Source organism: Bacillus gobiensis, from assembly GCF_001278705.1.
In the GTDB taxonomy this organism is placed as follows: Bacteria; Bacillota; Bacilli; order Bacillales; family Bacillaceae; genus Bacillus; species Bacillus gobiensis.
On record NZ_CP012600.1, the window covers coordinates 1,408,527 to 1,427,243 of the forward strand.

The 18,717-nt window shown below is 39.1% G+C and carries 24 protein-coding genes; 6 read left to right on the forward strand and 18 right to left on the reverse strand.

Annotation, left to right across the window (positions count from 1 at the left end; genetic code table 11):
• Positions 1–8 precede the first annotated feature (8 nt).
• The 4 genes from AM592_RS06830 to ilvA all read right to left on the reverse strand — a co-directional run bounded on the left by AM592_RS06830 (position 9) and on the right by ilvA (position 3,175).
• Entirely contained in the window at positions 9–764 is a 756-nt protein-coding gene (locus AM592_RS06830) for an SGNH/GDSL hydrolase family protein (protein WP_053603097.1), read from the reverse strand.
• An 87-nt stretch (positions 765–851) separates the two neighbouring features.
• Positions 852–1,442: an SCO family protein gene (locus AM592_RS06835; RefSeq protein ID WP_053603098.1), complete on the reverse strand. Its 591-nt coding sequence runs from the start codon at positions 1,440–1,442 to the stop codon at positions 852–854.
• A gap of 120 nt (positions 1,443–1,562) precedes the next feature.
• A complete protein-coding gene (locus AM592_RS06840) occupies positions 1,563–1,814 on the reverse strand; it encodes a DUF2535 family protein (protein WP_053603099.1) in 252 nt (83 codons plus the stop codon).
• 92 nt (positions 1,815–1,906) lie between these two features.
• Positions 1,907–3,175, reverse strand: coding sequence for a threonine ammonia-lyase IlvA (ilvA, locus tag AM592_RS06845; RefSeq protein WP_053603100.1), 1,269 nt, complete (start codon positions 3,173–3,175; stop codon positions 1,907–1,909).
• A 283-nt stretch (positions 3,176–3,458) separates the two neighbouring features.
• On the opposite strand from ilvA, the gene trhA reads away from it, so the two are divergent.
• Entirely contained in the window at positions 3,459–4,097 is a 639-nt protein-coding gene (gene trhA / locus AM592_RS06850; RefSeq protein ID WP_053603101.1) for a PAQR family membrane homeostasis protein TrhA, read from the forward strand.
• A gap of 138 nt (positions 4,098–4,235) precedes the next feature.
• Here the strand turns inward: trhA and AM592_RS06855 are convergent, their stop codons facing one another.
• The 10 genes from AM592_RS06855 to AM592_RS06900 all read right to left on the reverse strand — a co-directional run bounded on the left by AM592_RS06855 (position 4,236) and on the right by AM592_RS06900 (position 12,689).
• Positions 4,236–4,727, reverse strand: a complete 492-nt coding sequence (locus AM592_RS06855) for a dihydrofolate reductase (protein WP_053603102.1) — start codon at positions 4,725–4,727, stop codon at positions 4,236–4,238.
• Between the two features lie 22 nt (positions 4,728–4,749).
• Complete coding sequence (locus tag AM592_RS06860; protein ID WP_098945293.1) at positions 4,750–5,709, reverse strand: thymidylate synthase; 960 nt, start codon at positions 5,707–5,709, stop codon at positions 4,750–4,752.
• Between the two features lie 212 nt (positions 5,710–5,921).
• The gene (locus tag AM592_RS06865) at positions 5,922–6,461 is read right to left on the reverse strand and encodes a phosphatidylglycerophosphatase A family protein (RefSeq protein ID WP_053603104.1); all 540 of its coding nucleotides are present in this window, start codon (positions 6,459–6,461) and stop codon (positions 5,922–5,924) included.
• 16 nt (positions 6,462–6,477) lie between these two features.
• The gene (locus AM592_RS06870) at positions 6,478–7,074 is read right to left on the reverse strand and encodes a YpjP family protein (RefSeq protein ID WP_053603105.1); all 597 of its coding nucleotides are present in this window, start codon (positions 7,072–7,074) and stop codon (positions 6,478–6,480) included.
• Positions 7,075–7,299: 225 nt separating this feature from the next.
• Positions 7,300–8,067 carry a class I SAM-dependent methyltransferase gene (locus AM592_RS06875; protein ID WP_053606012.1) on the reverse strand — a complete coding sequence of 256 codons (768 nt, stop codon included), beginning with the start codon at positions 8,065–8,067 and terminating at the stop codon, positions 7,300–7,302.
• Positions 8,068–8,102: 35 nt separating this feature from the next.
• Positions 8,103–8,537, reverse strand: coding sequence for a BrxA/BrxB family bacilliredoxin (locus AM592_RS06880; protein WP_053603106.1), 435 nt, complete (start codon positions 8,535–8,537; stop codon positions 8,103–8,105).
• Positions 8,538–8,606: 69 nt separating this feature from the next.
• Positions 8,607–10,316, reverse strand: coding sequence for a dihydroxy-acid dehydratase (gene ilvD / locus AM592_RS06885; protein WP_053603107.1), 1,710 nt, complete (start codon positions 10,314–10,316; stop codon positions 8,607–8,609).
• A 361-nt stretch (positions 10,317–10,677) separates the two neighbouring features.
• On the reverse strand, positions 10,678–11,814 hold the full coding sequence (locus AM592_RS06890) for a conserved virulence factor C family protein (RefSeq protein ID WP_053603108.1): 1,137 nt from the start codon (positions 11,812–11,814) through the stop codon (positions 10,678–10,680).
• 264 nt (positions 11,815–12,078) lie between these two features.
• Positions 12,079–12,201, reverse strand: a complete 123-nt coding sequence (locus AM592_RS24940; protein ID WP_264080166.1) for a hypothetical protein — start codon at positions 12,199–12,201, stop codon at positions 12,079–12,081.
• The gene (locus AM592_RS06900; RefSeq protein ID WP_053603110.1) at positions 12,198–12,689 is read right to left on the reverse strand and encodes a glutathione peroxidase; all 492 of its coding nucleotides are present in this window, start codon (positions 12,687–12,689) and stop codon (positions 12,198–12,200) included. The genes AM592_RS24940 and AM592_RS06900 overlap by 4 nt, the downstream gene beginning before the upstream one ends.
• Positions 12,690–12,944: 255 nt before the next feature.
• Between AM592_RS06900 and metA the strand changes: the two genes are divergently transcribed.
• The 3 genes from metA (at position 12,945) to cspD (ending at position 15,669) form a co-directional block, all read left to right on the forward strand.
• Positions 12,945–13,853 carry a homoserine O-acetyltransferase MetA gene (gene metA, locus AM592_RS06905; protein WP_053603111.1) on the forward strand — a complete coding sequence of 303 codons (909 nt, stop codon included), beginning with the start codon at positions 12,945–12,947 and terminating at the stop codon, positions 13,851–13,853.
• A gap of 231 nt (positions 13,854–14,084) precedes the next feature.
• Positions 14,085–15,233: a diglucosyl diacylglycerol synthase gene (locus tag AM592_RS06910; RefSeq protein ID WP_053603112.1), complete on the forward strand. Its 1,149-nt coding sequence runs from the start codon at positions 14,085–14,087 to the stop codon at positions 15,231–15,233.
• Positions 15,234–15,468: 235 nt separating this feature from the next.
• Positions 15,469–15,669, forward strand: coding sequence for a cold-shock protein CspD (gene cspD / locus AM592_RS06915; protein WP_003153604.1), 201 nt, complete (start codon positions 15,469–15,471; stop codon positions 15,667–15,669).
• Positions 15,670–15,758: 89 nt separating this feature from the next.
• Here cspD and AM592_RS06920 read toward each other — a convergent pair whose 3' ends face one another.
• From AM592_RS06920 to AM592_RS06930, 3 genes are all read right to left on the reverse strand, one after another.
• Positions 15,759–15,944, reverse strand: coding sequence for a hypothetical protein (locus AM592_RS06920; protein WP_053603113.1), 186 nt, complete (start codon positions 15,942–15,944; stop codon positions 15,759–15,761).
• A gap of 226 nt (positions 15,945–16,170) precedes the next feature.
• Positions 16,171–16,374, reverse strand: a complete 204-nt coding sequence (locus tag AM592_RS06925; protein WP_053603114.1) for a zinc-finger domain-containing protein — start codon at positions 16,372–16,374, stop codon at positions 16,171–16,173.
• Positions 16,371–17,051 carry a reverse transcriptase-like protein gene (locus AM592_RS06930; protein WP_053603115.1) on the reverse strand — a complete coding sequence of 227 codons (681 nt, stop codon included), beginning with the start codon at positions 17,049–17,051 and terminating at the stop codon, positions 16,371–16,373. Before AM592_RS06930 ends, AM592_RS06925 begins: the two co-directional genes overlap by 4 nt.
• Positions 17,052–17,230: 179 nt before the next feature.
• On the opposite strand from AM592_RS06930, the gene AM592_RS06935 reads away from it, so the two are divergent.
• Both AM592_RS06935 and sspL read left to right on the forward strand, forming a co-directional pair.
• Positions 17,231–17,623 (forward strand): ribonuclease HI family protein, encoded by a 393-nt coding sequence (locus AM592_RS06935; protein ID WP_053603116.1) that lies wholly within the window; start codon positions 17,231–17,233, stop codon positions 17,621–17,623.
• Positions 17,624–17,667: 44 nt separating this feature from the next.
• Positions 17,668–17,808 carry a small, acid-soluble spore protein L gene (gene sspL / locus AM592_RS06940; protein WP_053603117.1) on the forward strand — a complete coding sequence of 47 codons (141 nt, stop codon included), beginning with the start codon at positions 17,668–17,670 and terminating at the stop codon, positions 17,806–17,808.
• A 12-nt stretch (positions 17,809–17,820) separates the two neighbouring features.
• Here the strand turns inward: sspL and AM592_RS06945 are convergent, their stop codons facing one another.
• Positions 17,821–18,711, reverse strand: coding sequence for a 5'-3' exonuclease (locus AM592_RS06945; protein ID WP_082363823.1), 891 nt, complete (start codon positions 18,709–18,711; stop codon positions 17,821–17,823).
• Positions 18,712–18,717: the final 6 nt, after the last annotated feature.

The following is an 18,717-nucleotide window of genomic DNA, read 5'->3' on the forward strand; positions in this document are numbered from 1 at the left end:
CTCCCTACTTAAGGCAGTATCTTTTTGACTGCATCATTGTAAACTCGGTCGGCTATTAAAGTGTAGCCCTTTTCGTTGGGATGGAACTCATCTTCAGACAATTTTTTTTCGTCGCTGTATTCAGCAAACAGGTCTTCTATCCGTACATGCTTGACGTTTGGGTCTTTGGACACTTCCTCAGCAGCAGCTGCGTTCCAGTCTTCGATAATTTCATCAAATTCCTTGATTTCTGACAGCGTGAATTTAAAAGGATTATACAATCCAACATACACAATGTCCGCATCGCTGTTCAGCTTTCTGACCGTTGAAAGAATTTCCGTCAAGTGTGATCGATAGTTATTTTGTTCGATTTGAAATGGTTCATACGTTAAATCCAAAAAATGCTGCCGTACGACTCTCATTAAATCGTTCCCGCCAATTGTCATTAAAATAATGTCGGCTTCTTTGATTCCGTTTTGAACTTGGACTTCTTTTAATTTTTTTATCGTATCTACAGTCCGATGCCCTTTAACGGCAAAGTTATCCACCGAAACGGACCCCACGTTTTCTTCTTTTTTTAATTGATCGACTACCATTCCAACATAGCCTTTGCCAGATTCATCTCCGACTCCCTGTGTCAAAGAGTCTCCTATGGCTGCAATCTTTATATTTTTCTTTTCAATCGTTTTCGGATTTTGTACTTTCTCTTCAATTGTTTGCTCTATGTTACAGGCAGATAGCAAGAGTACCAGAATCATAGGAATACACATTAAACGGCCTTTCAATATCACAAATCTCCTCTCTCTTAGAGGAAAATTGTATCATTTTTTTTTCGTTTCAGAAAGTGTTACGTAAAACAGTAATTTTAATCTTTATTTTTGCACTATTTTTATATCTTTAACAATTCGGTCATAAGGAACTTCTTTAAAGCCTTCATAATCTTTTAATACTTTTCCATCAGCGTCAATTAAATAAAAATACGTTTGATGGATCACCTGATCTTCATCTTCCGGCTTTTGCACGATTGCCTTAAAGTTTTCCAGTGCAAATTTTTCGATTTCTTTCTGCGAATATCCAGTTAAGAAATCCCAATTTTTTAACGATAGTGGATAATTGGAGGAAAAGTCTTTTAATTTTTCCGGAGTATCGACTTCCGGATCAACACTGAAGGAAACAAAATGAACATCCAAGTTCTCTTCTTTCGCTCGTTTCTGCAACTCCGTCATATGAGAAGTCATTGGAGGGCAGACTGTTTCACAGCTTGTAAAGATAAAGTTTGCCACCCAAACCTTCCCTTTTAAATCTTCAAGTGATACCTTGTCATTCTCCTGATTCGTGTATGAAAAATTTTCAAGCTGATAATTTAGCGGATTGTCAATTTTCTCTGTTCCGCAGCCGGATAAAATGAAGATCAATCCGGCTAGAATAAAGACGCTTCGTTTTATTAGCAGCATTATTCCCATCCCCTTTTTCTTTGTTTAGTTAACCGCTTTCATTGTTATTCTCTTTAAATCGTATCCTATCTTTTTGATTTTTACAAAAAAACAGCAAAAAACCTTCGAAAAAAATCGAAGGTCTGTGCTTCATGCATTGTTTTTAAGCAAAACAGGAGAAAAGACGGCTTGATAATCATTCCATTTAGCCGTACGTTTCAAATAATCTCTAAAGGAGTACTTGTTTTTCTTTTCTTTCGACACGAAGATTTGGCGCATCATCACTTCCAATTTACTCGAAATGAAAAAATAATAAGGTTCTCCTTCAGAAATAAACGGGATTTCCGTCACTTTCACCTTCTGTCCATCCAACCGTTTGAACTCCAGGCTTTTGAGTAACAAAATATCAATCCTCTTTTTCCTTTAGTTTTTTCTTAATTATACGCGATGAACCTGCGAAAGTTTGTCAGATTATGACGGTAACCTGAAAATAATTAAATCAACAAATGAAACAAGTTTTGATCTTTATTCACCTCGGTATATTTCACACCTTTAAGATCCATTCGCTCAATGAGCGGCCCGTACTCCTCTTTTGTACTTAACTCAATCCCGACAAGTGCCGGCCCGCTGCTTCTATTATTTTTCTTCGTATATTCAAAACGGGTAATGTCATTATTATCGCCAAGAACTTCATCTAAAAACTCTCTTAATGCACCGGCCCGCTGAGGAAAATTAACGATGAAATAGTGCTGCAGCCCTTCATAAATCATTGAGCGTTCTTTGATTTCCTGCATTCTGCCGATATCGTTATTTCCACCGCTAACGACACATACGATATTTTTTCCTTTGATCTCTTCTTTGTATAAATCCAATGCTGCGATTGGCAGAGCTCCGGCTGGTTCAGCGACAATTGCACTTTGGTCATATAATTCGAGAATGGTCGTACAAACTTTGCCTTCAGGGACGAGAAGAACATCGTCAACGATATGCTGCAAGGTCTGAAAGGTCTGTTCCCCTATCCTTCTTACAGCAGCGCCGTCGACAAATTTATCAATGTGATCAAGTGTGACGACGCTTCCGGCTGCTTTTGATTCGTAAAGCGCTGGTGCTCCTGCCGGTTCAACTCCGATAAGCTTGGTTTCCGGACGAATGCTTTTGATGTAAGTTCCAATGCCAGAAAGCAAACCGCCTCCCCCAACGCTAGCAAACACATAATGCGGTTCCACATCGATATCGTTTAATATTTCAATAGCCGCTGTTCCTTGTCCGGCCATCACTTCTATGTCATCGAATGGGTGGATAAATTCCCGCCCTTCTTCTTCGCAGCATAACACTGCTCGTTGATAAGCGTCATCAAACGTGTCGCCAATCAAAATAATATCAATATATTCTTTCCCAAACAGTTCCACTTGGGAAATTTTCTGTCTCGGTGTGGTAGATGGCATAAAGATTTTTCCGTGTATCCCTAAATGCTTGCACGAAAATGCAACCCCTTGTGCATGGTTTCCTGCACTAGCGCATACTACTCCATTTTTTGTATTTTCTGCAGGAAGCTGTTTCATCTTATTAAAAGCCCCTCTAAGCTTAAACGATCTGACCACCTGCATATCCTCTCTTTTAAGGTAAATGTTGCATTCATATCTTTCGGAGAGACGTTCATTTTTTTGTAGTGGTGTGTGATTCACCACATCTTTAACATTTTGGTGAGCTTTTAAGATGTCACTTACTTGTATTTGCCGATTTTCTCTAACAGATGTCGTCATGCACAGGATCCTTTCTTATATTAACGTAATCACTTTTAAAAAGCTTATTAATTGGACATTATAACATGAAAATTCAAATTATAAAGATTATTATTTTCCGGGATGTCCTAATATTTCCCCTATATTATTCTAACACTAGATGGTAAAGTGGCAATAAGTTCATCATAACAATTTTTTGTTTTTCAAAAAACACACGAATTTTCAGCTTGATTCAGCTGAAAATGGTATAATAACACTAATTGAAAGTAATTTTACGAGCCAAAGGAAGAGAAAGGGGACTAAAATGTTTACTTTAAAAGAAGAAATCGCCAATGCAGTGACACACGGAATTGGTGTTTTATTATCAATACCCGCCCTCGTTTTCTTGGTTTTGTTTGCTGTCAAATACGGCGATTCATGGGATATTGTCAGTTTTTCAATATTCGGAGCTTCCATGCTGCTGCTTTATATATGCTCGACCCTGCTTCATGGCATCCAGCATAAAAAAGCAAAATACATTTTTGAAATTATGGATCATGGTGCCATCTACGTACTGATTGCAGGAACATACACTCCATTTCTCCTCGGACCACTCAGAGGGGATCTCGGCCTGACACTTTTAATTATTGTATGGAGCCTGGCCATAGGCGGCATCATCTTTAAATGTTTTTTCGTCAGGAAATTCATCCTCTTGTCCACACTTATCTATTTATTAATGGGCTGGCTGATGATCATTGCCGTGAAACCCCTTTACGATTCACTGAGCGGACCGGGCTTTGGACTGTTATTGCTTGGAGGGCTTCTCTATTCATTCGGTACGATTTTTTATGTATGGAAAAGAATTCCCTACCATCACGCCATTTGGCACGGATTTGTTCTAGGAGGCAGTGCCGCCATGTTTTTCTGTGTGTTATTTTATGTCGCAGATGTCCCTTTCCTTTAAAAAAGAACGTGTATCAAAACGTTCTTTTTTTTGGTTAATATTATCTTTTTTAGGGAAAATCTCTCCTGCCTCTGCAAAAAAGAATAGACAGGTTTCACTAATCAAGCGAGCTTAGTCCCCGCCTTCTGTACAACTTTTTCACTGACAGGCTCTTTCATAAACATGAAAATAATAGGTATACGGATTTTTCTCATCTGTTATCCCTTGTAATGAAGATACTTCCTCCCATTCGTTCCAGTCGATTTCGGGAAAGAATGTGTCTCCCTCAAACTCATAATGAATCTTTGTAATATATAGCTTTTCTGTGTAAGGTAAGAAAAGGCGGTAAATTTGCTCACCACCGAAAATGAAAATTTCTTCTTCCCCTTCACATGTTTTAAAAACGTCCTCAACAGAATGGACTATTTCGCATCCTTCTGCTGAATAATCTTTTTCCCTTGTTAAAATAATGTTTCTTCTGCCTGGTAACGGCCTTCCGATCGACTCGTAATTTTTTCTGCCCATGATGATTGGGCAACCCATCGTTGTTTTTTTGACATACTGTAACTCTCTTGGCAATCTCCAAGGCAGCTTATTGTCTTTTCCGATTACTTGATTTTTATCCATTGCAACAATTATTGATACTTTCATTGGCTTTGATTCCTCTCTACAATTAAACAGCTACTGGTGCCTTTATAGCTGGATGAGATTCATATCCTTCAATTACGATGTCTTCTGTTTCAAAATCAAAAACTGAGCCTTTTTCAGTACTTAGTTTTAGCGAAGGAAGTTTCTTTGGCTCACGAGAAAGCTGCAGTTTAATCTGTTCCACATGATTTGTATAAATATGTGCGTCTCCTAATGTATGAATAAATTCTCCAACCTCTAAGTTACATTCGTGCGCGATCAAGTGGGTTAATAATGAATAACTTGCGATATTAAACGGAATGCCAAGAAAGATATCTCCGCTCCTTTGGTAAAGCTGGCAAGACAATTTTCCTTCAGATACATAAAATTGAAACATGCTGTGACAAGGAGGTAACGCCATATTGTTCGGAACATCCTCAGGATTCCAAGCCGACACGATTAATCTTCTTGATTCAGGATTGGTCTTTAATGTTTCAATTACGTTTTTAAGTTGATCAATCGTTTCACCTGTTGAAGTTCCCCAAGCTCTCCATTGTTTACCATAGACGTTCCCTAATTCACCGTATTTGGCAGCAAATTTATCATCAGTAAGAATTTTTTCTTTAAAAAGTTCCATTTGATCTTCATACTGCTTTTTAAATACTCTATCCGATTGTGAACGCAGCCCAAAATCAGTCATATCCGGGCCATTATAATCAGGACTTTCAATCCATTTTTTAAAAGCCCATTCATTCCATATGTTGTTGTTATGTTGGAGCAAATATTTGATATTTGTTTCACCTTTAATAAACCATAATAGTTCACTTGCAATCAAACGGAAAGGGATTTTTTTAGTTGTTAAAAGAGGAAATCCTTCATTTAAATCAAATCTCATTTGATATCCAAAAAGTGAAATTGTACCAGTACCGGTTCGATCCTCTTTTCTTACGCCATTTTCCATCACATATTTACACAAATTTAAGTATGTATGTTCATTTTTATTCACAAACATTCATTCCCCTTTCATTTTTCCCAGTTGAATTCGGGAAAATCAAAACGGCTTCGTTCATTCCATTTTTTATGATCTAAGGATAAAAACGCCTTTTTTTTCTTTATCCTAAAAAATTCTTTTCCCTCATCTTCTAAGTAGTTTATCTTTTTTTACAGCTGCCAACAAGAAAAAAACCAAAATAATTTTTGGTTTTTTGTCATCGACGATTAGTTTTTTTGAATCAAATCCTCTTTAGGATGTTCCTGTTCTTCATCTTCAAGATTTTGATGGGTGTGAGCAATTCGGCTTGCCGCTGCAGCAGCGAGCGCTGCGACAATATCGTCTAAAAACGTATGGATACCTTCTGGGCTTTCATCCAGATCTCTAATAATTCCGATTTTCTCTTTGTCCAAATAGCCAAAATTGGTCAGGCCAATTGAACCATAGACGTTTACGATGGACAGCGGTATGATTTCATCAATTCCATAAAGCGGTTCATCTGTTTCAACGAGATGCTGCAAAGGTTCAGGCAGAAGGCTTTGCTCAGCTAGCTGATCGAGAGCAAGACCCGTCAATACAGCATGGATAATTTCCCTTTTTTGCAAGACCTTTTCGACATTTTCCACACATACACTAAGAGGCAAGGTTGGATTGTACTTTTCCTGCAGCTTTTGAACAATAGCTGCGATATCTTCTATATGAACGCCCCGCTCTTTCAGCATGTTTTTCGTCGTCTGAATCATTTCATTCATGGTGTATTTTTTCATTTGACTTCCATCTCCTTTAATGGCTCATCCATTTTGGCGGGGTATTTCGATCCCAATATATGCTGCCGAGTTCATAATGGGTTTGGAATGAATCATCGGCCAAATGATAATGAAAGTTAAACCAATAGCCTTCTTTAGGCGGCTGATCCAGCCTGACATGAAATTTCAGGATGTCCTCCCCAGTTTTCATGTTATAGACGTTAAATATTTTTTCTTTCCGGCCGGGATCCGGATTATCTGTAATGGCAATTGATTGAAATGCATCATGATCACTGCGTTCTTCAACTATTTTCATAATCTGCTTTTCTATTTTAGGAAGGATCACCAACCGGTAATGATCTTCTATTACTGGGCTGATTTTTGTGCCGAATTTAATAAATGATTGGTTTTCCACTTCTTCCAAAAGAGAAGATTTATAGTCTTCAAAACTTGAAAGATCGGGGGGAGTTTTTGTTTCAATTGAGCTTAGAATTTCAACTGGCGAACCATTTTCTTGTCTGGACAGAGAAATCTCAGCCTGCTTGTCCGACATTAATGCTTGCGGCGGAGAAATCAAACCAAAGGTAGTAATAGTAAATAATACAACAAGCGTCTTACGCATCCACAGTTTCATAGCCGGGTATTCCTTCCCTAGTAATCTACTGCTAATTTTAGCATAGAACGAATTTTCAGTCATCATTCGCGGTCCAGGGATCTTTATTTTTAAGAATAAAACGTTTACAATAGCATCAACAAATAGAAAGGAGAACAAAAAATGGAAGCTATGTTTGTTGCTGCTTCACTGCTTACATTGATCTATTTTATTGCCATGGAAGTTACTGATTGATGATTAAGCCAATTATTTTTTCAATAATACCCCGTAGTGAAATAAGGAGCTTTTTCGTTTATATACGGTAAATCCAAACTGATTAAACCGTGGGCTTTTCCAATGATCCTTCAATACAACGGATCTTTTTGCAACTCGAATCGCCTCAGAAACGCTCTCAGGTTGAAATTGATACTCGGCAAACAGCCGCAGCGGCGCGATGCCCTCCGATTGCTCAATCGGCTGGTGAAACATGGGATCAAAATAGACAACGTCAAAAGCTTCGTCTGGGAGCTGACGAAGGTATTCCAGGTGGTCTGCCGATTTTGCTTGAATTCTTCTCATAGCTTCATTTACTTCTGTAATATTCGTTTCCCAACTTGTTAGCCCTGTACTCACAAGAAAGGCGAGTATCGGGCTTTTTTCAAGACCGATAACCGCCCCTTCTCTACCAGCAGCCAGACTTGCGACAATTGCATCAGACCCCAGCCCCAACGTACAGTCCAGAAGACTGTCACCTCGTTTAAGCTCAGTCGCAATCAGGAATGGATCTTCTTCTCCCCTTAACCATCTTTTCGCTCTAAATAAAGAAGAGCCGGGATGAAAGAAGAATTTCTCCCCTTTAATCGGGTACAATTCAAATCGTTCATTCCCAATGACCAAAACATCATCATTTTCTTCTTGAATGATTTGTTGAACCGACTTCTTATTTCGTTTCAAAAATTTAGAATGAAAATAGCGGCTTGCGTTTTCTGCCGTCAAGACGGTATTTTCATTTGGTCGGTAGCTGGTGGTAATTATCATCTTTTAAGCCTCGAATAGGTAAGTTTACACGTTTAGCAATGTGCTTCAAACGCGGACTGAATATTTTCCATGATAGTTTCCATCTCATGGCCTTCAATTTCATGGCGCGGAATAAAATGGACCACTTGATTGTCTTTCAAAAGAGCCATTGAAGGAGATGAAGGCTCATAACCTGTAAAGTATTCCCTCATTTTTTCAGTTGCCTCTTTGTCCTGTCCTGCAAATACAGTAACAGCGTGGTCAGGTTTTTTACTGCTGTCAGCAAGAGCCCTTGTCGCCGCTGGTCTTGCTAAGCCAGCAGCACAGCCGCAAACAGAGTTTACTACGACGAGCGTGGTTCCTTTCACCGACTCCATAAATTCTTCCACGTCTTCTTTTGATGTTAATTCTTCAAACCCTGCTGAGGTTAACTCTTGCCTCATAGGTATAACGAGCTGGCGCATATATTCTTCATATGCCATAGACATAAAAAAAACCCCCTTGTATTCTTTTACTGGAGTAAAGAATACTATAGAGGGCAACTTTTTTCAAATATTCTATTTTACAGGAGTTTTTTCCGGTACTTCTTCAAATAAATCAGTTACAGCACCTTTTGACGAGCATGAGACCGTTCTTGCATATTTCGCCAAGACTCCGCGTTTTACAAGCTCAGGCGCTTTAAACGATTTTCTTCTTTCTGCTAATTCCTCATCAGACAACGCCACGTTCAATACTCTGTTATCACTATCAACGGTAATCATATCGCCTGTTTGAATTAACGCAATCGGTCCGCCTACCTGTGCTTCCGGCGCAATATGGCCAACGACCAAACCGTGCGTTCCTCCGGAAAATCTTCCATCTGTCAAGAGAGCAACATTTTTTCCAAGTCCTTTTCCGACGAGAATTGCAGAAATTGAAAGCATTTCCGGCATTCCAGGCCCGCCTTTTGGTCCTTCATAGCGAATAACAAGGACATCACCAGGTTTAATTTCATCGTTTAGAACAGCGTTTGTTGCCTCTTCCTCTGTATCATAAACCTTTGCTGGTCCTGTCAGCTTGGTCACCTTCAAACCAGATACTTTAGCAAGCGCGCCTTCAGGAGCAAGATTACCTCGCAGAACAACAAGAGGGCCGTCCTTACGCAAAGGTGCTTCCAATGGATAAATGACCTTCTGTCCTTCCTTCAGACCTTCACATTCAGCTAAATTCTCGGCAACTGTTTTTCCGGTTACTGTCAAGCAATCTCCGTGCAAATAACCCTTTTCTAAAAGCAGTTTCATAACAGCAGGAACTCCGCCTGCTTCATGCAAATCCTGCATGACATACTGTCCGCTCGGCTTCAGGTCAGCAATGTGTGGAACCTTCTTTTGCATCCGGATAAAGTCATCAAGAGTCAAGTCAACCTTTATAGCATGTGCAATTGCTAGTAAATGTAGCACGGCATTTGTTGAGCCGCCTAAAGCCATAACGACTGTGATCGCATTTTCAAAAGCTTCTTTTGTCATGATATCTTTCGGATAGATTCCTTTTTCAAGGAGCTTGTACACCGCTTCGCCTGCCGCTTTACAATCCGCGTTTTTATAAGCGGAAATTGCAGGATTAGATGAGCTTCCCGGAAGACTCATTCCCATTGCTTCGATCGCAGAAGCCATCGTATTGGCTGTATACATTCCACCGCAAGAGCCGGCTCCTGGACATGCATGGCATTCGATTTGTTTTAATTCATGGTCATCGATATCATGGTTATTATGCTTTCCTACTCCTTCGAATACTGAAACGATATCAATGTCTTTTTCTTTCAGCTTTCCTGGTGCGATCGTTCCACCATATACAAAAACAGCAGGAACCTCGCTTCGCGAAATCGCAATCATACAGCCTGGCATATTTTTGTCACAGCCTCCGATTGCCACGAATGCATCTAAGCTTTCGCCGCCTACAACCGTTTCAATGCTGTCGGCAATGACTTCACGGCTTGGCAGTGAATATCTCATGCCTTCGGTTCCCATTGAAATACCGTCTGCTACTGTGATTGTGTTAAATATTAGAGGTGCTCCCCCTGCATCCTTAGCGCCTGCTTTCGCGCTTCTGGCAAGCTCGTCGATATGCATATTGCACGGGGTTACTTCACTCCACGTGCTTGCGATGCCAATCATCGGTTTTTTGAAATCTTCGTCCTTAAAACCAACGGCTCTAAGCATTGCCCGGTTTGGAGCGCGCTTGACATCATCACTAATCACTTTACTGCGAATTCGCAAATCTTTTTCCATTATCTAAAACTCCTTACTATAGTTACTGCTACTAACTATATAATTTTTGATTTTGATTATCAATAATATTCAGTATATTTTTCAGAAAAAACATTTCGTTCAATCATAATAGAGAACGAAATGTTTGTTTCATGAATTGAATATTGGATATTTTTTCTTTGATATTAAGAAGTTTACTTCATAATGAATTCCATGGGTAAGGCAAATAATATCGATAGGTTTTCTCACAAGATTATTTTTTTGAAATTATAAAATCATCCTTCAAGCAAATGGACTTTTAACAAAAGATCGATTAAGGTTTTAGCCTTCGTACACTAATTGCCAATAACATCATCTGGGCAGGCAACTGCGAATGCTTCAACTATCCATTGTTCTCTTGTTTTCTGCTTTCAGTCATTTGCTTCCATACAGAGCCTTTCGCTTCTTCCCCATGTTCAATGCGTTCGATCGCCATTTTGATTTGGAGGCTCACTTCGAACTCCGGATCGTCTTCGGCAGCTTTTAGACCTTCAAGTGCTGTTTCGTCGCCAACTTCATACAAAAACATAGCAGCTCGCCAGCGAACAAGCTTGCTGGGATCTTTCAAAGCTTTGACCATTGAAGGAATCGCCAGTGGATTACCGATATCTGATAAGCAATCACCGGCAGTTCTTCTAACGGTTACCGTTTTATCTTCCATTGCTTTATAAAGCAGCGGTAAAATATCCTCTGTTTCAAGCATTCCGATATAGACCGTCGCAAGCCTTCTGATGCTAGTTTTCTCATCGTTTAACGCCATAGTAAGGACAGGCAAGTCCGAGCTTGTAGGATTCATCTGGTCGAGATGGGCATATCTTGCTTTCCAATCCTTCTCTTCCATCATACCGACAGTAACCTTGTACGATTTTCTTTTCGGCTGCTTGCTTTCCGGCGTCTCGGATGAAGCTGCTTCTGCAAGCTGCGTAAGCCTTTCATCACTGTATGCTGCCTGTAACTCTTCGACAACATCCGTCCCGATGTCTGAAAAATCTCCGTATCTGACTCCTTGTTCTTTCCAGCTGCGATCTAGCACAACATTCGGAGAAGTGTCTTTTAGTTTTAAAATGGCATTTTGGAATCGATCGGGAAGTCCAAACCTTTTTTCCTGCTCGCCATCTGACAATTTCACCTGTATTGGAATTCCGTTAAACATTTGAACAAAGACCTTTACTTCGCCATATGAATCATCGATTGTACCCGTAACTGCTTCCTCTTCTTCAGAATCCTGATTGAAGGCTGCTCTTACGTTAGGAAGAATCGTTTTCCAATCGTATTTTGCATTTCTTTCAACTGCCAGGAAGTCGGCAACATGATACACTCCTTTAACTCCTTCTACGTTTAATATATTTTGAATAATGAGAGGTGCGTGCTCCATTTGCTCTTTTTTATAATTATTACTGGTTCCGCCAGGCAGCTCTTCCGATAAATTAATTTTCATCGTATTAGGGCTCGGTGTTGGTTCAATAGAAGTAATCTTCATGTAGATATCCCCCTTTTTTCTTTTTCGTACATACATTCTTCATCAAACTCATTTAAGAACTGTATCATAAATGAGTGCCTTCTTTCAGCAATGGCGTACGCAGTTTTTGTATTCATAAGTTTTTTTAGCAATAATAGTTTATCATAAAAATGGCTGATGACTCCTTGCCCGTTTTCCAGAAGTTGTCCATCATCATACAATGCATGTCCTTTGCTGCCGTCAATTATGAAGGGGTCTGCTTGTTGTTTCTTTGCAATGGCTTACTCATTTTGCGAGCCCTTGATATATGGAATGGAACCAATCAATGCCGCTATTTTCTCCTTTTAGCTCATTTTTGATCCAATCTTCAACTGCTTTAATTTGTGTCGGCATAACGTTTTCTGTCATGCTACACTCTCAGACAATAACGCTTCTATTTCCTTTTCAAGCTCCTTAGGCTTCGTATTTGGTGAATATCGCTTCACTGTTTCTCCCTGTTTGTCCACCAGGAATTTTGTGAAATTCCACTTTATCGCTTTAGAACCGAGTACTCCTTTTGCATCATTTGCTAATTTTTTGTAAAGCGGATGAGCCTTCTCACCATTGACGTCTATTTTTTTAAACAGCGGAAAAGTAACTCCGTAGTTCAAGCTGCAAAATTCTTGAATTTCCTCTTCGCTCCCGGGTTCTTGGCTCATAAATTGATTACAGGGAAATCCGAGTATTTCCAGACCTTCTTCCCGGTAGTTTTCGTAGAGCTCCTGAAGCTCTTTATATTGGGGCGTGAACCCGCACTTGCTTGCCGTATTGACGATAAGAAGCACCTTTCCCCTATAATGCTCCATCTTTATTTCTTTTCCGTCAATCGTTTGAACAGATATGTGATAAATTGACATCACTGATCCTCCTTCGATTCATGGTATGACATCCATGTAATATTTTACTATTTTCTTTTTAAGGAACAAACAATTATCCGAGTAAAAACAAAAAAATAAATGTAATCGAAACGAAGTCTGTAATTCTTTCGTCTAAGTAGTGGAGTTTTGAAAGGATACACGTGTTTAAGCTGGGTGTTGTGCCTTATATGATTGAAATGTCAAAGGAAAATTCCTATAATGAAGAAAACCTGACACATCAAAGGAGGGTGCACCTTGCCTATCAATATACCGGCTCATTTGCCGGCAAAACAAATTCTTGAAAGTGAAAACATCTTTGTTATGGAAGATCAAAGAGCATTTCACCAGGACATACGTCCTTTAAATATTGTTATTCTTAATTTAATGCCGCAGAAAATCAAGACTGAAACACAGCTGCTGCGATTGCTTGGGAATTCACCATTACAAGTACACTTTACATTCTTAATTCCCAGCACTCACACTCCTAAAAATACGTCACAGCAGCATCTAAACGATTTTTATACGACGTTTGAACAGATCCGTGATAAAAAGTTTGATGGAATGATTATTACCGGCGCCCCGATTGAGCATTTGCCCTATGACCATGTGTCCTATTGGGAAGAGTTAAAGGAGATTATGGATTGGAGTAAGGAACACGTCACTTCTACCTTTCATATTTGCTGGGGCGCTCAAGCCGGACTGTATCACCATTATGGAATAGATAAGAAGATGCTTCCCAAAAAACTTTTTGGTGTTTTCGAACACGATTTGCTTGAAAAAAATGAACGATTGGTACGAGGATTTGATGAAGTATACTATGTCCCACATTCCCGGCATACTGATATAAGTATAGAGGACATTAAAAAGGTGCCTGGCTTAAAACTTCTCAGTGTTTCACAAGAAGCTGGCGTTTGCTTGATTGCATCCGACGATGAAAAGCAGGTATTTTTAACAGGTCATCCCGAATATGATACAACGACCTTATTAGAAGAGTATGAAAGGGATTTGAAGAAGGAAGTTCCCATCTCTCCGCCGAAACATTATCTTAAGGAAATCGACGGTAAACAAGTTCCGGTTAACCGCTGGAAGTCACATGCGACATTATTATTTATGAATTGGTTAAATTATTACGTCTATCAGGAAACACCGTACGACTGGAAATGAAATTTTATTGGCCCTAGGTCCGATGCATTAAAATGATACTATGTTAAAATACAGTTGGATCGCATTTCCAAAAGCAATTATAGTGAACTTTTTCCTATTTAATATTTTATTTTCATAAAAATTTAGGTTATGTTAATATTTTTAATGAGGTTAATATGCTATCTTATATGTATCATCTATTAAAACTTTATTCCATAAGCTCTTGTTGTTGATTAGATTGAGGTGAAAATGTTGAAGACCGATAAAAAAATTCTATTGTTAACTGCTAACTACGGAAACGGCCATATGCAGGTAGCAAAAACCTTGCATAAAGAATGTGAAAGGCTTGGATTTAACAATGTAGTAGTTTCTAATTTATATGAAGAATCAAATCCAATTTTCTCAGAAATCACGCAGTTTCTGTACTTGAAAAGCTTTTCCATCGGGAAGCAATTCTATCGCCTATTTTATTATGGTGTAGATAAGATGTACAATAAGAGAAAATTTAACCTCTATTACAAAGTGGGGAACAAACAGCTTGACTATTTAGTAAGAAAGCACAAGCCCGATATTATTATTAACACGTTTCCGATGATTGTTGTTCCGGAATACAGGAGAAAAACGGGTAGAGTGATTCCAACGTTTAACGTATTGACAGACTTTTGCCTTCATAAAATCTGGGTTCATGAAAATATTGATAAATATTATGTAGCTACTGACTACGTAAAAGAAAAACTAATAGAAATCGGCACTCATCCGAATGATATAAAGATCACTGGAATTCCTATCCGTTCACAGTTTGAAGAAACAGTTCCCACGGCTGATATCTATACAAAATATCAGCTTGATCCAAGTAAAAAAAATCTCTTGATTATGGCAGGCGCTCATGGAGTCTTGAAAAATGCCAAGGAATTATGTGAGACGCTTGCAAAGAACGATGATGTCCAAATCATTGTCGTCTGCGGGAAAAATACCGCTCTTAAAGATTCTCTTGAAGAAATCAGACGGGCATACCCTCAGAAAATTAAGATTCTTGGCTACGTTGAGCGAATTGATGAGTTGTTCAGAGTCACAGATTGCATGATTACCAAACCGGGCGGGATTACGTTAACCGAAGCTTCAGCACTCGGCGTACCTGTCATCCTATACAAACCAGTGCCCGGGCAAGAAAAAGAAAATGCGCTGTTTTTCGAAGAGAAAGGCGCGGCGATCGTTGTAAACCGCCATGAAGAAATACTTCATGCAGTTGCTTCCCTGCTTTCTGACGAAAAACGATTAGAGCAAATGAAAAAGAATATCAAAAGTCTGCATTCTAAAAATTCAGCTGAAACGATCCTCATTGACATCATCAATGAATCAGATAAAGTATATAGCAGATACAGAGAAAGAGCTCTCGTTTAGTCAGAAAAAGGCTCCCCTCTTTAGGTGAAGGGGAGCCTTTTCTTTTGCTGGCATATCGCGAAATTTTCTGCTGTAATAGAAAATTATCGTTATTTTATCGTATTTTACCTCTTGACAACTTGACTTTGATCGGTAAATACTGTATAGTTTAAACATATCATTTAGGCGATAGCATTAAATGGTGAAAATTTTTTTTAGCACGACTTGTGCTACAGTACTAGGAGGATTATGCAATATGCAAAACGGTAAAGTAAAATGGTTCAACAATGAAAAAGGTTTCGGATTTATTGAAGTTGAAGGCGGAGATGACGTATTCGTACATTTCACTGCTATTGAAGGTGAAGGATACAAATCATTAGAAGAAGGACAAGAGGTTTCTTTTGAGATCGTTGAAGGGAATCGTGGCCCTCAAGCATCTAATGTAGTAAAGCTTTAAGCGTTACAAAATAACATCTTATAAACAACCAATAAAAAAGGGAGGCTGCTGCCTCTCTTATTTTATTTTCTGAACTTCTGCACCCCGACTTACGGTTTCGTTTTCAAATGTATCTCAATAGCCACTATATTTTGCTTCAGGCGCTGTTCGGCCTCTTCCATTTCTTTTTCCAAAGAAGGCTTGCTGAATTTAGCTATTTCCACTATCTTTTCGATGTCTTTATATATTTCAGTAAACGTATTGTTCAGTATTTTTTTTAGCTCCTTTTCTTCCATGACTAAACTCCTTTCATTTATAGGTCATTCGTCTCGTATTTTCCTATTCCATTATCTCACATTTTGTTTAATTAAAGTATGTATAAATGAAATTCATTTGAAACAACTTTTGTGATGTTTGTTTTCATGATTGGAAAGTCCCGCCTGCGCGGTGGATCATAACCTTATAATGATTTTTTAGATAAACAAAAAAGGGCATATGCTGTAATAGCATGCCCTTTTGATCCTATATCTTATTAATTTTTACCGATTCGTTTGTCAGCATCTTTCCGTAATCCCTCAGTTTTTCCCCTACCGTACATTTCGTTATGCAAAATGAATGAGCAACAGTTTTTCCATATTCTTTGCGAAAATGTTTTTTGACAAAGCAATCGCGGCAATACGTATCGTTCAGTTCGGTTAATTCTTTATATATCTCCTTGTTTTTCAATTTTCACCATCTCCAATGTTTTCCTCTATTTTAATACGGCTTTTAATGTAGATTTGGTTGATGCTTTTTTTTGCCAGATCGTCAGCCTCACTGTTTTCTTTTCTTGGTATTACCTCGTATGCTGGACTGATCCGCATAGATTCGATGCAATTTTCTATACGGTCCAGCCACCTGGAATGAACCTTGTCATAACAGGGCCAGTCACCTTTTAACTGATTCAATACGACAAGAGAATCCCCTTTAATCGTAACAGAATTCCTGCTCGTGCCAATGGCTTTAAGTTCCTCTAACGCTTCATATAATCCAGCATACTCTGCTTCATTATTCGTATCGACATAAATGCTTTTATTTTTGCGAATCCGAAACCTTTCACCATGCTGCTTAAAGTAGATGGCGTATCCAACTCCGGCAAGCCCGCTTTCTTTGTCATAGCTTCCATCAAAGAAAATTGTGATCTCATCAGGTTCGTCTGCTAATTCCTCTTTTAGCTTTTCCAGCTCTTTAACGGTCCATACCGCGCCTTTTTCATCTTCAAAGGTCAGGTGATCAAGCCTATGTTTTTTTGAAAGAGCGGCAGCCGCAGCTAACGCATCCTCTGTTTCCAGCCATTCATCTGCTGTAAACGGGATCGGTTCCACCCCGGGAATTTTTAGCACTATGCTTATTCGGAGCTTCATTTTCTTTCCCCCATTCATCTTCAGGCGGATGACTGTGCTATAATCGTAGAAATATGATGATTATACGATCCTTTATTTTACCATTGTTTTTCTTTTTATTAAAGTAAATGACCGTCTTATTATCGTTAGGATGTCTATAGGTTATGCAAAAAGGAATTTAAAAATGAAAGGATAAAGCTATGTTTATTGAAGTATATGTGGATGGAGCAAGTGCTGGTCACCCGGGCTTTTCCGGAGTCGGCATATATTTAAAAACTCCTCATGGCAGCGAATCCTATTCCCTGCCGATTGGAATCACCAATAACAACGAAGCAGAATTTATGGCAGTGATCAAAGGAATGGAACTTTGTATTAGCAAAGAAATAACTTCTGTGTCTTTTCGAACCGATTCTGAGCTGGTGGAACGTGCTGTTGACCAGGAATTTACGAAAAACAAATCGTATATGCCTTATCTTGAGAAAATTATTTCTTTAAAAAAACACTTTGATCTCTTTTTCATCAAGTGGATTCCGACGAAACAAAACCCGCACGCAGACGCCCTGGCAAAGAAAGCCATCCGGATGAATGAATAGTATTTTCACGAAAACTGGCAATGCTAAGTCATGAGGTGATAATCATGGCTGCAGACCAAAGCCCAGAAGATAAAGGCAAAGTAACCGGCGGGATCCCTCCACAAGGAGAAATTACAGGAAGTGCACATACCGATCCCAAAAGTGAGTTGGAGCAAAAAGCAAAAAAAAGCAATACGAAGCGTTAAAGGGATCAGTACTTAGCTGATCTCCCGATAACGTTCTAATTTAAATAGAAATGGCTCGATGCCTTTTATCTGATGGTCACTTAACATTTCCAAAGCTTCATCGAATAATAAACGTAATTCAGCATCCGCGAGCACACATGCGACAGGTACGTCACACTTAATTTCTGCAAGCTGTCTGGACAAGTGCAGATCACTTAGGCATTCATTTATTTTTGTTTGCTGGCCTTTTGTCAGCTCGTGGAGGTTTGCAAGCAGAGCATCGATGGTTTTATACGTTTGAATCAGCTTATATGCCGTTTTCTCCCCTATTCCTCTTACTCCGGGATAATTATCACTCGTATCCCCCATTAATGCTTTTACATCAATCAGCGCTTTCGGCTCGATTCCTGTCTCCAATCGAAATTCTTCCGCCTGATAAATTTTGTAATTCCCGATTCCTTTTTGCAGTAACGCAACTGATACATTGTCAGTCAGCATCTGCAAAAGGTCACGGTCACCAGTTAATATTGTGACATCTGCTTCTGCAGAAAAAAGAGTAGAGAGTGTCCCGATACAGTCATCCGCTTCGAAACCGGCTAGTCCGATATTTTTTATTCCCAGCTTTTCAGCAGCTTCTTTGGCTAAATCAAATTGGGGAATCAATTCCTCAGGAGGCAGGTTTCGATTTGATTTATAATGTTCATATATGTCATTTCGATAAGTTTTGCTGCCCATATCCCAGCAGCAAAGCACGTGGCTTGGTTCAAATGTTTTCAAAGCAGTTAGCAAATGCTTTAAAAAACCATTCACTCCGTTCGTAGGAATCCCTTTATCATTAATCATAAAATTCCGATGAACGGCAGTTGCAAAAAACGAGCGAAACAGCAAAGCCATTCCGTCAACAAGTAATACGTTCTTTTTCACATAAAT

Bases quoted from the DNA above. Each gene is read 5' to 3' on its own strand.
- ilvD (WP_053603107.1), bottom strand. From the start codon at position 10,316: ATGGAAAAAGATTTGCGAATTCGCAGTAAAGTGATTAGTGATGATGTC.
- AM592_RS06900 (WP_053603110.1), bottom strand. From the start codon at position 12,689: ATGTCAATTTATCACATATCTGTTCAAACGATTGACGGAAAAGAAATA.
- AM592_RS06865 (WP_053603104.1), bottom strand. From the start codon at position 6,461: ATGAAAAAATACACCATGAATGAAATGATTCAGACGACGAAAAACATG.
- AM592_RS06835 (WP_053603098.1), bottom strand. From the start codon at position 1,442: ATGGGAATAATGCTGCTAATAAAACGAAGCGTCTTTATTCTAGCCGGA.
- AM592_RS06920 (WP_053603113.1), bottom strand. From the start codon at position 15,944: ATGGAAGAAAAGGAGCTAAAAAAAATACTGAACAATACGTTTACTGAA.
- ilvA (WP_053603100.1), bottom strand. From the start codon at position 3,175: ATGACGACATCTGTTAGAGAAAATCGGCAAATACAAGTAAGTGACATC.
- AM592_RS06935 (WP_053603116.1), top strand. From the start codon at position 17,231: ATGTTTATTGAAGTATATGTGGATGGAGCAAGTGCTGGTCACCCGGGC.
- AM592_RS24940 (WP_264080166.1), bottom strand. From the start codon at position 12,201: ATGACAGAAAACGTTATGCCGACACAAATTAAAGCAGTTGAAGATTGG.
- sspL (WP_053603117.1), top strand. From the start codon at position 17,668: ATGGCTGCAGACCAAAGCCCAGAAGATAAAGGCAAAGTAACCGGCGGG.
- AM592_RS06930 (WP_053603115.1), bottom strand. From the start codon at position 17,051: ATGAAGCTCCGAATAAGCATAGTGCTAAAAATTCCCGGGGTGGAACCG.
- cspD (WP_003153604.1), top strand. From the start codon at position 15,469: ATGCAAAACGGTAAAGTAAAATGGTTCAACAATGAAAAAGGTTTCGGA.
- AM592_RS06855 (WP_053603102.1), bottom strand. From the start codon at position 4,727: ATGAAAGTATCAATAATTGTTGCAATGGATAAAAATCAAGTAATCGGA.
- trhA (WP_053603101.1), top strand. From the start codon at position 3,459: ATGTTTACTTTAAAAGAAGAAATCGCCAATGCAGTGACACACGGAATT.
- AM592_RS06890 (WP_053603108.1), bottom strand. From the start codon at position 11,814: ATGAAGATTACTTCTATTGAACCAACACCGAGCCCTAATACGATGAAA.
- AM592_RS06880 (WP_053603106.1), bottom strand. From the start codon at position 8,537: ATGTCTATGGCATATGAAGAATATATGCGCCAGCTCGTTATACCTATG.
- AM592_RS06870 (WP_053603105.1), bottom strand. From the start codon at position 7,074: ATGAAACTGTGGATGCGTAAGACGCTTGTTGTATTATTTACTATTACT.